This window comes from Candidatus Didemnitutus sp., from assembly GCA_019634575.1.
GTDB lineage: Bacteria > Verrucomicrobiota > Verrucomicrobiia > Opitutales > Opitutaceae > Didemnitutus.
This window is the reverse complement of sequence record JAHCAY010000001.1, coordinates 2,124,751-2,137,599: the sequence shown is the minus strand read 5'-3', so window position 1 is coordinate 2,137,599 and position 12,849 is coordinate 2,124,751. Positions and strand designations below refer to the sequence as shown.

Annotated in this window: 12 protein-coding genes; 5 read left to right on the top strand and 7 right to left on the bottom strand. The window is 66.0% G+C overall.

Annotated features, from left to right (window positions below; genetic code table 11):
- Positions 1 to 125 precede the first annotated feature (125 nt).
- Positions 126 to 392 (top strand): PLDc N-terminal domain-containing protein, encoded by a 267-nt coding sequence (locus KF715_09155; GenBank protein ID MBX3736843.1) that lies wholly within the window; start codon positions 126 to 128, stop codon positions 390 to 392.
- A gap of 45 nt (positions 393 to 437) precedes the next feature.
- Here KF715_09155 and KF715_09150 read toward each other — a convergent pair whose 3' ends face one another.
- The 6 genes from KF715_09150 to KF715_09125 all read right to left on the bottom strand — a co-directional run bounded on the left by KF715_09150 (position 438) and on the right by KF715_09125 (position 8,049).
- Positions 438 to 869, bottom strand: a complete 432-nt coding sequence (locus KF715_09150) for a hypothetical protein (GenBank protein ID MBX3736842.1) — start codon at positions 867 to 869, stop codon at positions 438 to 440.
- Positions 870 to 1,116: 247 nt separating this feature from the next.
- A complete protein-coding gene (locus tag KF715_09145; GenBank protein ID MBX3736841.1) occupies positions 1,117 to 1,596 on the bottom strand; it encodes a VOC family protein in 480 nt (159 codons plus the stop codon).
- A 194-nt stretch (positions 1,597 to 1,790) separates the two neighbouring features.
- Positions 1,791 to 2,828: a hypothetical protein gene (locus KF715_09140; GenBank protein MBX3736840.1), complete on the bottom strand. Its 1,038-nt coding sequence runs from the start codon at positions 2,826 to 2,828 to the stop codon at positions 1,791 to 1,793.
- Positions 2,829 to 2,849: 21 nt separating this feature from the next.
- A complete protein-coding gene (locus KF715_09135) occupies positions 2,850 to 4,109 on the bottom strand; it encodes a type II secretion system F family protein (GenBank protein ID MBX3736839.1) in 1,260 nt (419 codons plus the stop codon).
- A gap of 106 nt (positions 4,110 to 4,215) precedes the next feature.
- Positions 4,216 to 5,922 carry a type II/IV secretion system protein gene (locus KF715_09130; GenBank protein ID MBX3736838.1) on the bottom strand — a complete coding sequence of 569 codons (1,707 nt, stop codon included), beginning with the start codon at positions 5,920 to 5,922 and terminating at the stop codon, positions 4,216 to 4,218.
- 105 nt (positions 5,923 to 6,027) lie between these two features.
- A complete protein-coding gene (locus tag KF715_09125) occupies positions 6,028 to 8,049 on the bottom strand; it encodes a type II secretory pathway, component PulD (protein ID MBX3736837.1) in 2,022 nt (673 codons plus the stop codon).
- Positions 8,050 to 8,360: 311 nt separating this feature from the next.
- On the opposite strand from KF715_09125, the gene KF715_09120 reads away from it, so the two are divergent.
- The 4 genes from KF715_09120 to KF715_09105 are packed head-to-tail and all read left to right on the top strand — an operon-like array spanning position 8,361 to position 11,735.
- The gene (locus tag KF715_09120) at positions 8,361 to 8,984 is read left to right on the top strand and encodes a hypothetical protein (GenBank protein ID MBX3736836.1); all 624 of its coding nucleotides are present in this window, start codon (positions 8,361 to 8,363) and stop codon (positions 8,982 to 8,984) included.
- A complete protein-coding gene (locus tag KF715_09115; protein ID MBX3736835.1) occupies positions 8,974 to 10,482 on the top strand; it encodes an immunoglobulin domain-containing protein in 1,509 nt (502 codons plus the stop codon). Before KF715_09120 ends, KF715_09115 begins: the two co-directional genes overlap by 11 nt.
- A 7-nt stretch (positions 10,483 to 10,489) precedes the next feature.
- Positions 10,490 to 11,095, top strand: a complete 606-nt coding sequence (gene rrtA / locus KF715_09110) for a rhombosortase (protein ID MBX3736834.1) — start codon at positions 10,490 to 10,492, stop codon at positions 11,093 to 11,095.
- 55 nt (positions 11,096 to 11,150) lie between these two features.
- Complete coding sequence (locus KF715_09105; GenBank protein ID MBX3736833.1) at positions 11,151 to 11,735, top strand: hypothetical protein; 585 nt, start codon at positions 11,151 to 11,153, stop codon at positions 11,733 to 11,735.
- Between the two features lie 67 nt (positions 11,736 to 11,802).
- Here KF715_09105 and KF715_09100 read toward each other — a convergent pair whose 3' ends face one another.
- Positions 11,803 to 12,828, bottom strand: a complete 1,026-nt coding sequence (locus tag KF715_09100; GenBank protein MBX3736832.1) for an alpha/beta hydrolase — start codon at positions 12,826 to 12,828, stop codon at positions 11,803 to 11,805.
- Positions 12,829 to 12,849 lie beyond the last annotated feature (21 nt).

Here is a 12,849-nt window from a genome sequence, read left to right as displayed (position 1 = left end):
CAGCGCGCCCGCGAAAGTGCGGCGGGCGCTGTGCGCGGTGTGCGCTTGCGCGGGCGAATTCGCCGTTGCGTGGATTCGCCGGCCCGGTTGTCTGGAGGTGCGGGCCACGCTAACCTTCGCATTCCATGAATGTTCTCGGCGGCATCTTCCTCTTCGGCGTGGCGGTCGCGTTTTTCGCGCTCTGGCTCTACGCGTTGATTTCGGCGATCAAGAACGAGCGGCTCGATCCGACGATGCGCATCGTGTGGGTGCTCGTGGTGATTCTCGTCAATGGACTCGGCGCCGTGATCTATCTGTTGGTGGCGCCGAATCGTCCGTCCCAGGAAGAAATTAACCTGCAGGCGACTTTGCGCCGGCGCGACGAGATCCAGCGCGCGGCCCGGCGCGCGTGAGCCGAACACGCTGATCGCGCGCGCCGCGCCTTCACGATCGCCCGGTCAGGCGGCCGGCGATTTGGCGGTCACCTTCTCGCCGACCTTGATCGCAAGCCACGCCAGCGGCAGGTAGGCGACGAGCAGATCGAGTGCGACGAACCACTTGGGCGCGGGAATCATGAACGCGGCCGCGATGCCGCCGCAGAGGGACACGATGCCCATCGCCCAGGCGAACACGGCGTGGCGGCTGGCGGAGACGGTGTAGGCCGCGAGTGCGCCGACGAACGCGTTGGCCGCGTGGGCGAGGAACGGAAACACGAAGTGCTGCGGCTGGAGCAGATGCGCGTGGGCGCGGATGCTCTCGACGTCGTTCATGTCCATGCCGGCGGGCGGAGGGAAAACGCGCGGGCCGAGGGAGATCAGAATCATGTTCGCGAAGCCGCCGGCGATGAGTCCGGCGACAACGGCAAGGATGTTGCGCAGCGTGGAGTTCATGGGATGGGTGGGACGCTGTTGCGCGGCACGCAGGGTGGCGTGGGTGGAATGGCGCAAAAGCGGGCGGCGGACACGTAGGCGGATGGGCGGGCGGCGTCAACGGGCCGCGTTTGGAAGGCTCGGTGGCCGGAGCGCGGAATGCGGGAAAATTTCGCCATGCCCGGACGAGCGAAAGCCTTGCGCTTTCCGCGACGACGGATCGGCACGATCCGTGATTCCGGCAGCGGCGCACCGCTGCCGACCGGGACTATTCCGCGACGACGGCGCGTTCGAGCGTGGCGATGTCGATCTTCACCATGTCCATCATCGCGGCCATGGCGCGGCGGGCGCGCGCGGGGTCACGGTCCTGCATGAGCTCGGTGAGGCGGCGCGGCACGATTTGCCAGGCGAGGCCCCACCGATCCTGAATCCAGCTGCAGGCCATCTCGGTGCCGCCGTGACCGAGGATCGCGGCCCAAAGGCGGTCGGTTTCGGCTTGGTCCGCGGTGTGGATTTGGAACGAGACGGCGGGGTTGAACTTGAAATTATCGCCGCCGTTCAGCGCGAGATAGGGCTGGCCGCCGAGGGTGAACTCGACGGTGAGCACGTCGCCGGCCTTGCCGCTCGGCCAATCGAGCGGCGAGCGAAACACGCGGTCGATGCGCGAGTCGGACAGGAGCGAGACGTAGAAATTGGCGGCCGCTTCGGCGTCGCCGTTGAACCAGAGGCAGGGAGTGATTTTCGACATGGGCGTGGATGTTGCTGAAACTAAGACGGACGAACCAGCTGGTTCCGGACACTCGGATGGGCGGATGCGTTTTTCGGACAATTGAAGCCCGAGCAGCTCGACAAGACCATGGGCGCGGCGGAAATGCCGCGAAATAACAGGGTAGTGGCGATGGTTGAAGTTCCTGGCGGCAAGCGGGAGACAGGTTCGCGCCACTACGGATTGGCGTTTTCCGCGGGGGCTTTCGAGGGATCGAAGGGGATCGGTTGACCGGCTTCGATCCGGTAGGAGCGGAAGCCGCGAACGGACTCATCGGGGAACCGATAGTCGTGCACGAAAACAGCCGGCGGATCACGGTCAGCGAGGAAAGTGGCGCGGCGCAGAGCCTCAGGGCGATCGAGCGGAACGGTGTCGGCGCGGAACGCGAGGCGGCGCACCACTTCTGTGCGTAGCCGAGTGGCGTGTTCGCCGCGCGGACGCAACGCGTGGACAACCAGCGAGGCTTCGCGCGGCCGTCCGGCGGAGTCGACCGTGAACGAAAGCTCCGCCGCGAGATACATCATGCCCGATGGTTCGAGGCGCGCGGGTTTGGTCTCCCCGAGATTGGCCCAAAGTCGCACCCCCGTGACGCGTTCGTTGCGGTCGCGCACGATCTCCGGCACGAGGGTCGCGCGCTGACGTTCGGGGCGCTGCGTCGCGATCGTCGGAGGCGCCAGATCGAGGAACTGCCGGTCGTATTCTCCCGATGCGGGCAGGCGGCTGGCCAGCCACATCCAGACGAGGAAGCCCATCCGGGGCGAGATGCTCTTGAGCGGAATGCCATAGCGCAGCGTGGCCATGGCCGATTTCTCATCGGGTGCACCGTCTTTCACCCAGAGCGTGGATAGATAACTGCTGCGATAGTCGGAGGCAAATAATTGGGCCAGTGGCGGCTTGGTCTCGGGATCGAGCGACCGGATACGGAATTCGCCCGCACTCGCGACCAGTTCGAACGGCGCCTCGTAACGCCGCTCCTCCTTGACGAGATATTGATCGCTCAAGGTGCCGCGCAGCACGACCGGGGATTCCCGCTCGGTGGCCGCCGCGAGCGAAACGAGCAGCAAGGGCAGACAACCTAGCGTCAGCAGGATTGTCCGCCGTTTGCCCCGGGCTTGTGGCAAGGGGGTGGGTCGCATCAGGGGAGACAGGAATTGAACGCGAAAACCTCGCGCGGTAGCCCGTTCGAAAGCTGGAGATATGGTGGGGACGCTCAACCCCGAAGCACGCGGATCGCTTCAGAACTTGAAACTCGCGCTGACGGAGAAGACGGCGGAGACGATTGCGTAGGCGATGAAGGCGACGAAGGTGAACGCGACGAGCAGCACGCCGGTCGAGATGACTTGCGTGAGCACGTTCACCTGGCGCGAGAGGTCGTCCTGATACGAGGCGGCGATGTTGCGCAGGCTCGGGGCGAGCTGGCCGGTGCTCTCGCCGACGGCGAGGCGGTCGATGACGAGCGGTGGGAAGCACTTCGTCTTCGCGAGCGATTGCGAGAGGCTTTCGCCTTCGAGCACGCGGCTGGTGGCGTCGCGGAAGGCGGATTGCAGCGAGCGGTTGGCGATGGTGCGCTCGGTCATGCGCAGCGCCTCGGCGGTGGTGACGCCGTTTTCGAGCAGCACGGCGAGCGTGGAGGCGAAGTTGTGGATCGTCGCCGCGGAGACGAAGCGGCCGGCGAAGGGCGCGCGCAGGACCCAGGCGTCGGTGGCGGTGCGGCCTTTGGTGGTTTTGCGCCAGCGCCAGAAGAACACGATGGTGAGCACGGCGCCGACGAGCGCGATGAGGCCGTAGTGCAGCAGAAAATCCGAGAGGCCGATGAGCAGGCGCGTGGCCCAGGGCATCTTGCCGCCGAGCGAATTGAGGAGCGTCTGCAGGCGCGGCAGCAGGAAGAAGATGAAGAAGATGATGACGCCGACCGCGATCGTGCAGATGAAAACCGGGTAGGCGAGGGCGGCGGCCAGCGTGCGGCGCATCTCGCGTTGCGCCGTGTAGTGCTGGACGAGGCGCTGGAGAACTTCGCGGAGATTGCCGGTCGCCTCGCCGGCGGCGATGAGGTTGACGGCGTGCGTGGTGAAGGTGCCGGGGAGCGACTCCATCGCTTGCGAGAGCGGGAGGCCTTCGCTGAGGCGTTCCCAGAGCGCGGCACAGAGTCCGCGGAGCTGCGGTTCCTGCAGGCGCTGGCTGAGCAGGCGGACGGCTTCGCCGGCCGGCAGGCCGCTGCCGATGAGGTCGGAGAGCGCCTGGAAAAACGGGAGCTGGAGATCCTCGCTGAACTGGCGTTGCGCACTGCGGTCGGCGAAGAGCTGCGGAAGCGCGTCCGTGACGGCCGGAGATTTTTTCGCCGCCGCCGTGGGAGCGCCGCCGAGTTCGTTCAGGCTGATCGGGCGCAGGCCGCGGGCCGCGAGCAGGCGCGCCGCGTCCTTGCGGCTGGGGGCGTCGAGCGTGGCTTCGACGGTCTGGCCGGTGCCGGAGCGGGCGGTGTAAGAAAAACGGGGCATCGCTAGAAAGCGGATTGCGGATATGGGAGACCGGAAAGCGATTCGATGTTGCGACTGCGGGTGGCGAGCGGACGGCTATCCGGTTTCCGGTTTCGGCGATCTCAGATCATTTTTCCGCCACCGTGATGACGCGGAGGACTTCCTCGAGCGTCGTGTGGCCGGCGAGGACCTTGGCCCAGCCGGATTGCTGGAGGGTGCGCATGCCGTGGTCGCGGGCGACCTTGGCGAGGGCGCGCGTCGATTCGCGGTGGACGATGAGGTCGTGCAGCGATTCGTCGGGGCGGAGAATCTCGAAGAGGCCGATGCGGCCGCGGTAGCCGGTGTTGCGGCAGCGCTCGCAGCCGCAGGGTTTCGGGACGTGCGTGACGCCTTCCGCGAGCGAGGCGTCGAGGCCGAGGACGGCGAGCGTGTCGCGGAGTTTCATCTGGCTGATCGGCTCGGTGCCGGCGCAATCCGGGCAGAGGCGGCGGACGAGGCGCTGGGCGATGACGAGCTCGATCGACGACGCTACGAGGAAGGGCTCGATGCCCATGTCGATGAGGCGCGTGATGGCGCCGGGGGCGTCGTTGGTGTGCAGCGTGGAGAAAACCAAGTGACCAGTGAGCGAGGCGCGGATGGCGATGTCGGCGGTTTCGCGGTCGCGGATTTCGCCGACCATGATGACGTCCGGGTCCTGGCGGAGGACGTGGCGCAGCGCGCTGGCGAAGGTGAGGCCAATCTCGGGACGGACCTGCATCTGGTTCGAGCCGGGGACTTCGTATTCGATCGGGTCCTCGACGGTGACGATGCGGAGATCGGTCGAGTTGATCTTGCGCAGAAACGCGTTGAGCGAGGTCGATTTGCCGGAGCCGGTCGGGCCGGTGACGAGGATGATGCCGTGCGGGTAATCGAGGACCTTGGTGATGATGGCCTGCTCGGACTCGTCCATGCCGAGGCGATCCATCGTGTAGGCTTCCTTCTTCTGATTCAGGAGACGGAGCGAGACGGATTCGGCGTAGATGGTCGGGATTGTGGAGACGCGGATATCGAGGACGTTGTCGCCGGCTTTGAAGTTGATGCGGCCGTCCTGCGGGAGGCGTTTCTCGGAGATGTTGAGGCGCGCCATGATTTTGAGGCGCGAGATGATGGCGTCCTGGTAACGCAGCAGGTTTTCCGGGACGGGGACGGGAACGAGCAGGCCGTCGACGCGGTAGCGGATGCGGAGCTGGCCTTCCTGCGGTTCGAAATGGATGTCGGTCGCGCCGTCCTCGATGGCTTGCGCGATGATGTCGCGGACGAAGCGGACGACGGCGGCATCGGCGTCGGCTTCGATGTTGAGTGCCTGGCCGCTGGCGAAAGTGTCGGGTTCGTCGGAGTCCTCGATGGAGCCAGCGCCGACGCCGTAGTTCTCGATGATGAGCTGGCGGAGGCGGTCGGCGGCGGCGAGGTGCCATTGCACGCGACGCGGCGTGAAGACGGCGACCCAGTCGCGGACGTCGTCGTCGGGCGGCCAGGAGGTGGCGAGGTGGAGCGGGGCGTCGGTGGAACTGGCGTCGTCGTTCTTTCTGTCGCCGACGGCGACGGGGAGGACCTGATAGTCGTGGACGAGACGCGCGGGCAGCGTGGCGATCGCGTCGGCGTCGGCGGCGAGCGTGGCGACGACGGGCAAACTTGTTTGCTCGGCGAGGAAGGGGAGGACGGCGCCGGGCGAGAGGTTGCGAAACACCGCGAGGAGTTCCTGGCGCTCGGCGCGGGGAGCTTCGCGGAGCTGGCGCAGCTGGTCCGCATCGGGCCAGTCGTGCAGGAAATCGGGCGTGGCGGCTGGCGTTTGCATCAGGCGCGAGAAAGGAGATTGAGACGAGGGCAAACCCGCGCCCGGAGGTCGCGGGCTACCGTGTCGCGGGCTACCGATTGAAGCAGCGGCATGGCGGGCATGGTCTCAGCGCTTTTTCTTTGAATTAGGGAGCGGCTGGCCGATGGCTTCGCGGATGGGGTCGCGCTCCTTGGCGGGCAGTTTGTCGATCTGCTGGAGCGCGGTGGCGTTGTCGGTGGGAGTATTGGTGAGGACGGTCGGGCGGAGGAAGAACACGAGGTCGGTGCGGGTGTCCTCGCGTTTGCGGGTGCCGAGGAGGTCGCCGAGGAAAGGAATGGGCCCGAGGCGAGAGGTGCTCTTGGATTTCGAGGTGCGCTGGAGGCCGCCGAGGACGACGATTTCGCCGCTGCGGACGGAGACGAAGTTCTTGGTGGAGCGGCGGCCGATACGAGGCTGCGGGTTGCCGTCGATCTGGATGTCGCCGAGGATGTCGTTCACTTCCTGCGTGATCTCGAGTTGGACGGAGCCGTCGTTGCCGATGAGCGGCTTCACCTTGAGGGAGATACCGATGTCCTTGGAGGAGACGGTGGAGCGATAGCCGGTGCCGACGTTGCCGGTGCTGCCCGTGGTGCCGTCGTTGAGGTAGCTGCTGATGGTGGGGCGCTGCTCGCCGACGAACATCTCACCTTCCTTGTTGTGGGTGGTCATGATGTTCGGGACGGAGAGGATGGTGGCGTTGGTCTTGCGGGGGGTGGTGGTGAGACCGATCTCGGCGGCGAGGTCGACGTCGCCGGTCGGCTGGCGCGTGCCCGTGACGGCGCTGCTGGACGCGCCGGCCATGGCGAAGGAGCCGCCGACGAGCTTGTCCTTGTCGATCTTCAGGCCGAGGGCGCTGATGCCGGAGGTGGCTTCGTCGCCGAGCGTGACTTCGGCGATGACGACCTCGATGCGGACTTGGGCGAGAAGGACGTCGATCTTGGTCACGAGGTCGTTGATGAGGCGGATGTCGTCGACGGTGCCGGAGACGACGAGGGAGTTGGAGCGCTCTTCGGCGAGGATGGTGAGGAGCGCGCTGAACTGGTTGGACGGTTCGGCGAGGTTGGATGCGCCGGAGACGTTGACGAGGGTCGCAGCGGGCGTGGGAGCGGCGCCGGGGGCGGGGGTGGGCGTCGCGGTGACGATGTTGGGGCGGCCGGATTCCTGGCCGCGCGCGGCGTTGTTCTGGCCGGCGACGAGTTGCGAGAGGATGGTGGCGACGTCCTTGGCGGTGGCGTGCTTGAGGTAGATGACTTCGTTGCGGGTGTTGGGGTCGGATTTGACGTCGAGTTTGGCGATGAGGTCGTCGAAGAACGCGACTTGGCGCGGATCGGAGATGACGATGACCTGGTTGGTGCGGTCGTCGGCGTTGTAGCTGGTGGCGGTGCCGATCTGCGACTGGAGCGCGCCGGAGAGGATGGTGCGCATCTTGTTCACGACGTCGGAGGCCTTGGCGTATTGCAACGTGTAGAATTTCGGCGTGAGGCCGGAGAGGGCGGGCTGGTCGAGTCGGTTGAGGAGCGTCTCGATGCGTTGGAGGTTGCTGACGGAGTCGGTGATGAGCGCGGCGTTGGCCTTTTCGAAGATGACGGGCGGGCTGCCGGTGTTGGGCGAGAGCAGGCCGGCGATCTGGGGCATGAATTCGGCGACACGGAGGAACGAGAGTTGGAAGATCTTCGTGGCGATGCGGCCGCTGGTGGGGAGCGAGAGCGTGGAGCCGTCGATCAGCTCGGGCGCCTCGGATTTGGCCATGTTGAGCGCGGTGACCTTGATGAAGTGTTCGTCCATCGGCGTGAGCGCGACGCCGTTGAGGGCGAGCAAGGTCTCGAGTGCGCGGACGGTTTCCTCGCGCGTGTAGCTCTCCTTGATGCGCACCGTGATGGTGGCGGCGGGGAGCGCTTGCGGGCGCAGGACGGTCTTGCCGGTGAGCCGCTCGAGGAGCACGAGGACCTGGTCGATGCTCTCCTCGCGGAGGTCGATCGGTCCGACGGCGCCGGTGGCCGGGAGGTTCGCGGGCGCCGCGACGGTCGGGGCGGGTTGTGCCGGGAGCGACGAGAGGGCAACGCTCAAGGCGAGCGCGCCGGCGGCGAGGCGGGAGAGAAGATGCTTCATGCAGGGTGCCGCGGGCGCGGCGGAGATTAGTCGTGTGACGTGGCCCACGTCGAAATGTTGCAGGAGGCGAGTTGAAACGGCGACCGCTCCGAAAGCAAGGCCCGCGTCCATCCCGGATAGGCTGCGGTTTATCCCGCTGGCTCTTTGGCATGCGGAACAACCTGCGCTTGCGACGGACGAAAACCTGCAACACCCTCTTCCCCGGGCCGGCTACTCGCCAACGAGTCAACGACAGGTTAATAACATCCTTGTATCCGATGCATCTGACGCGGGCGCGCGAAAGCGCTCCCTTGTCGCCCTTCCTCCTCCTCATGCGCCCCCTCCGCCTCTGTCTTCTTTGCGCGGCGGTGCTGACCTCCGTCAGCGCCACTCACGCCACCACGGTCGTGCCACCGGAATTTCCGGATCTCGTCTCGAGTTCCGACTACGTCATTCGCGGAAAGGTGGTGAGCCTCACCAATGAAATCCGCCAGCGCGACGGTCGCGAAGTGCCCTTCACTCTCGCGGAGATCGCCGTGTCGGAAGTCATCGCCGGCACGCCGCCCCAGAAGGTCGTGCTGACGATGCTCGGCGGGAAGACCTCCGATGGCGGCGAGCTCGTCGTCGAGGGCGTGCCGCGCTTCGTGGTCGGTGACGACAGCATCTTTTTCGTGAAGAACAACGGCACGAATTTCTACCCACTCAGGGGCGTGATGCACGGCCTCTATCCGGTGAGACGCGACAAGGCGACCGGCCGCGAATACGTCGCGCGCGCCAACGGTCTGCCGCTCTCCGCCACCGCCGAAGTCGGCCTGCCCATGGCCGAGGGCGCGATGGCGCAGGAGTTGCGGAAACACATCAAGGTTTCCGACGCGCTCAGCGTCGCCGAATTCAAGCAGAGCATACGCGAGACCCGCGCCGCCGCCGTGAAAGGAGAGAAGAACAATGCGAACTAATCTCCTCCTCCGCACGCTGGCCCTCGCCGCGGCCCTCGCCACCGTCGTTTCGGCTCCCGCCTACGAAACGATCCGTTCCGGTTCGGCCCTCATCAAGTGGCCAAACGGCACGATCCCGATGCAGATCAAGCTCGGCACCGCCAAGACCCTGCTGGACCAAACCAACTACAGCACGAGCGCGCAGGCCGCGATGGAGAGCTGGAACACCGTGCTGCGCAACGTGCAGTTTGCCCCGACCATCGCCAGCGAAGGCCTCGGCCACGATCGCGACGGCATCAACGAGCTCTTTTTCGACTCGAAGATCTACAGCAACGCCACCGGAGGCGGCGATGCCTTCGACGACAGCACGCTCGCCGTCACCATTTCCTACCGGTCGTCGGCGCTCTCCACTGACGGCACCTACCGGCGAACCACCTCCGACATCATCTTCAACACGGCTTGGAAGTGGGAATCCTATCGCGGCGCACGCCAGAGCAGCACCAGCGTGGGCATTGATATTCGTCGCGTCGCCGTCCACGAGCTCGGTCACGTGCTCGGTCTCGACCACCCCGACGAGTGGGGCCAGACCAGCATCGTCCCCGTCCCGGTGATGAACTCGCACGTGAGCGACACCGATGCGATCACGCGCGACGATATCGATGGCGCGCAATACATCTATGGCGTCCCGGGCAATCCCACCGCGCCGGCCAACGACAACTTCGCCAACGCCACCGCCGTCACGATTCCCGCCAGCAACACCGTCACGCTCACCGGCTCGAGCCTCAGCGCCACCAAGGAAGCTGGCGAACCCAACCACGCTTCGGAAGCCGGCGGCGCCTCCGTCTGGTGGAAATGGACCGCGCCGTTCAACGGTCCACTCGAAGTGAAAACAGCCGGCACGCCCTTCGACACCCTCCTCGGCGTCTACACGGGCACGGCGGTCAACTCGCTTACGCTCGTCGCCTCCAACGACGACGCCGAGCCGCCCCCGACCAGCGGGCAGGATTCGCAGACGCGCAATCGCACCAGCATCGTCTCGTTCACGGCCACCCAAGGCACGACGTATTACTTCGCCGTCGACGGCTGGAGCGGCGAGTGGGGCAGCAACATCAGCCTGACCTTCACGTTCGCGCCTGTCATCCCGGACTCGGCCCCGACCATCACGACCCAGCCCCAGAGCCAGTCGGTGCTGGCCGGCACGGGCGTCGTGTTCAGCGTCGTCGCCACCGGTAAGCCCAATCCCACCTACCAGTGGAACAAGGGCGGCGCCGCGATCGCCGGAGCCACCGGCACGACGCTCACCTTCGCCAATGCGCAAGTCTCCGATTCGGGCACCTACACCGTCACGGTCACCAACAGCGTCGGCTCGGTCACGAGCAACAGCGCCACGCTGACGGTGAGCGCCCCGCCGACGCCCAGTGGCGGCGGAGGCGGTGGCGGTGGCGGCGCGCCGAGCCATTGGTTCTGCGCGGCACTCGCGCTCGCCGCGCTTGCGCGCTGGCGGCAACGCCGCCAGTAACGGCGGCATGGAGCCGCTGAAACTCTCGCGCATCGGAACGCCGCCGTGGTTCTACACGGCGGCTTTTCTTTGCGCGCTCGTCGTGCAACTCGTGCCGGCGTGGCGCGACGCCTTGATCTACGACCGCGCCGCCGTCGCGCACGGCGAGCTGTGGCGGGTCTGGACCGCGCAGATCGTGCACTTCGGCTGGCCGCACTTCGTGGCCGATGGCGGCCTGTTGCTCATCATCGGCTGGACGCTCGGTCGGGAGTTTCCCCGCGACAGCTGGATCGGCCTGCTGGCGATGCCGCCGGTGATCTGCGCCGTGCTCTACTGGTGCGACCCGACGATGGTGCGCTACGCCGGCCTGAGCGCGGTGAACCTCGGCCTGCTGCTCCTGCTCGCGGCGCGCGGCTGGAAAGGCGACCTCCGCGATTGGTTCTGGCCGGCGATCGTGGCGATCTACGTCGTGGAGCTCGGCTACGAAATCTGGAAAGGCGGCCGCGGCGGCGGCTTCATCGAGTTCGACGACGCGAACGTGAAAGTCGCCACCAGCGCGCACCTCGCCGCAGTCGGGTATGCGTTGGCGGCCTGGTGCGTGGCGGTGGGACGCGCTCGCCGGCGCTCTGCCTGAGACGGCGCCGAGGCTTGCGGCGCGCGCCATCCGCGTGTTGGCTTTGCGTGTTCGGATGATGAATGCCGCGCGAAAAGACCTTCGTCGGTGGGCCATCCTGCTGCTTGCCACCGCAGAGGTGTTGCGCGCGGAGTTCTCGCCCGCGGAATTGCGCGCCTTCCGCGCCGGGCCGGCACGCGATGTCGCGGCGAATGTGCGCGAGCCGAACGAGCCGGCAAACTGGTCGGCGTCGGTCCGCATTCCCGATGGCTACGCGGCGTGGGCGGCGGCGTTTTTTTTCGCGGCGGAACTCGCCGACCGGCGCGTGAGCGGTCCAGATGCGGTGTGTGCGGCGGATGGACTCACGAATCTGGAAAAATATGCCCTCGGCCTCGATCCGCACGCGGTGGCGCGAGCGGAAGATTTACCCGAGAACGGGCAGCTCGATGAGCACTTCTTCCTCTGGTATCGCCGCCCGAGCGACACGAACGACGTGGAGTATCGCGTCGAAGTCTCGATCGACTACGGCGCGACGTGGACGAGCGCTGGCGTGACGCAGGAACCGATCCTCGCCAACGAACTCGCGGAGTCGTGGCAGGCGCACTACCACGCGGCGGCGGGTGAGAGTGCGCGATTGAGGCTCGTGGTGATGCTGCGGTGAGCAGTCCCGGAGTGGCGGCGAAATTCTCAGGAATCCCGCCGTCCAGCGACCCTGGCAGAAAAAAGCGCTATTTCAGGTGCGCGGTGAAGAACGCGGCGATTTTCTCGAGAGGGATCTTGTCCAACTGATCATACAGATCGACGTGGCTGGTGCCTGGGACGATCAGCAGTTCCTTCGGTTCCGCGGCGGCGGCGTAGGCCGTTTCGCTGAAGTAGCGCGAGTGGGCCTTTTCGCCGTGGATGAACAGGATCGGGCGCGGAGAGATTTCCTTAATGTAGGTCAGGAGCTGAAAGTTCATGAACGAAAGCGGCGTCGTGGCCGACCATGAGCCGCTGGAGTTCACGGCTCGCGGATGGAATCCGCGCGGTGTCCGGTAGTAGTCGTGGTAGTCCACGAGGAATTGCGCCTCGCCGCCTTTCAGTTCGTTCATGCGAGGTCCGTAGGCGGGCGTGCCTTTTTCGACGTCGGTCCAGCGTTGCTGACTCAGCCGCTCCAGCGTTTGGGTGCGTTGTTCGAGCGTGACGCTGTCGTTGTAGCCCTTGGACATCACGCGGCTCATATCATACATGGTGCTTGTGACGACGGCCTTGATGCGCTTGTCCACCGCCGCGGCGTTCAAGGCCATGCCGCCGAAGCCGCAAATGCCGATGACGCCGATGCGATTCCGATCCACGAGCGGGTTCAGCCCGAGGTAATCCACTGCCGCACTGAAATCCTCGGTGTTGATGTCGGGTGAAGCGATGTTGCGCGGCTCGCCGCCGCTCTCACCGGTGTAGGAAGGATCGAAGGCCAGCGTTGCGAAGCCGCGCGCGGCCATCGTGTTCGCGTAGAGACCGGAGGACTGCTCCTTGACCGCGCCGAAGGGGCCGCTGATGGCCAGCGCTGGCAGCGGTTTATCGCCGTGATTTTTCGGAAGGTAGAGATCGCCGGTGAGCCGGATGCCGTAGCGATTGACGAAGGTCACTTTCTGTCGCGTGACCGTGTCACTCAGAGTGAAAGTGTAGTGATCGGAGTTGGCATCTTGGGCGCAGGCCAGGGCGACGAAGAGAGTCGTGCCGGCGGCGAGGGAGGTGAGGAGTTTCGGGAGGTTCATGGTAGAACTGCGACAATACCC

What these genes read in the sequence shown, in the direction of transcription:
- KF715_09135 (MBX3736839.1), bottom strand. Translation starts at nt 4,109, where the DNA reads ATGCCCCGTTTTTCTTACACCGCCCGCTCCGGCACCGGCCAGACCGTC.
- KF715_09145 (MBX3736841.1), bottom strand. Translation starts at nt 1,596, where the DNA reads ATGTCGAAAATCACTCCCTGCCTCTGGTTCAACGGCGACGCCGAAGCG.
- KF715_09100 (MBX3736832.1), bottom strand. Translation starts at nt 12,828, where the DNA reads ATGAACCTCCCGAAACTCCTCACCTCCCTCGCCGCCGGCACGACTCTC.
- KF715_09120 (MBX3736836.1), top strand. Translation starts at nt 8,361, where the DNA reads ATGCGCCCCCTCCGCCTCTGTCTTCTTTGCGCGGCGGTGCTGACCTCC.
- KF715_09125 (MBX3736837.1), bottom strand. Translation starts at nt 8,049, where the DNA reads ATGAAGCATCTTCTCTCCCGCCTCGCCGCCGGCGCGCTCGCCTTGAGC.
- rrtA (MBX3736834.1), top strand. Translation starts at nt 10,490, where the DNA reads ATGGAGCCGCTGAAACTCTCGCGCATCGGAACGCCGCCGTGGTTCTAC.
- KF715_09130 (MBX3736838.1), bottom strand. Translation starts at nt 5,922, where the DNA reads ATGCAAACGCCAGCCGCCACGCCCGATTTCCTGCACGACTGGCCCGAT.
- KF715_09155 (MBX3736843.1), top strand. Translation starts at nt 126, where the DNA reads ATGAATGTTCTCGGCGGCATCTTCCTCTTCGGCGTGGCGGTCGCGTTT.
- KF715_09105 (MBX3736833.1), top strand. Translation starts at nt 11,151, where the DNA reads ATGATGAATGCCGCGCGAAAAGACCTTCGTCGGTGGGCCATCCTGCTG.
- KF715_09150 (MBX3736842.1), bottom strand. Translation starts at nt 869, where the DNA reads ATGAACTCCACGCTGCGCAACATCCTTGCCGTTGTCGCCGGACTCATC.
- KF715_09115 (MBX3736835.1), top strand. Translation starts at nt 8,974, where the DNA reads ATGCGAACTAATCTCCTCCTCCGCACGCTGGCCCTCGCCGCGGCCCTC.